The 798-nt window shown below is 58.8% G+C and carries 2 protein-coding genes; both read left to right on the forward strand.

All coding sequences use genetic code 11. The features are described 5' to 3' along the window. Positions 1-519: LysE family translocator (locus AC07OG_RS26315; RefSeq protein ID WP_495068510.1), on the forward strand; the 519-nt coding region annotated here is incomplete at its 5' end. A gap of 43 nt (positions 520-562) precedes the next feature. Then, on the forward strand, positions 563-798 hold a 236-nt coding region (locus AC07OG_RS26320; protein WP_495068511.1), incomplete at its 3' end, for a cupin domain-containing protein.

Raw genomic sequence — 798 nt, forward strand, 5'->3', positions numbered from 1 at the left:
GGACTGATTTCCTTGGGCGGCGTGGCGTTGGGTTTCGTCGTCTATATGCTTTGCGCCGCCTTTGGCATCACGGCCCTGCTGCTGGCGGTTCCGTATGCGTATGACGCCCTGCGACTCGGCGGCGCGCTCTATTTGCTCTATCTCGCCTGGCAGGCGGTCAAGCCCGGCGGCCGTTCACCGTTTCAGGTGCGCGACCTTCCCAAGGACAGCCCGCGCAAGCTGTTCATGATGGGCTTTGCCACCAACCTGCTGAATCCAAAAATCGCCGTCATGTATTTGTCGCTGCTACCCCAGTTCATTAACCCCGTCGACCACGGCAGCGTACTGGCACAATCGATCGTACTGGGCTTTACCCAGATCATCATCAGCGTGAGTGTCAACGCGCTGATTGCCGTCATGGCGGGCTCCATCGCGACATTTCTCGCAAGCAGACCCGTCTGGCAAGTCGTGCAACGCTGGCTGATGGGGACGGTCCTTGCGGGCTTGGCCGTACGCATGGCCCTCGAATGGAGGCGCTAAATAAATTGATGAAACTTCACGACCTGTTCGAGAACCGCGACCAATGAGAGTTATTCGAAGCAAAGACTTCACCGCCACTCGCGCCTGGGGAGCTGACGACATCGCTAACATGGGGGGCACCACGGTCCGCCTGCACTGGACTGACCAGCCCTATAAGTGGCACGTCAACGATGGTGAGGAAGTATTCGCTGTTCTCGACGGCACGGTCGATATGCATTACCGCGAGTCAGGCATCGAGCGTGTCGTGACGCTGGAGGTTGGCGACGTGTTTTTTGCCGG

It is taken from the genome of Pseudomonas sp. GW821-FHT09H03, assembly GCF_059415945.1.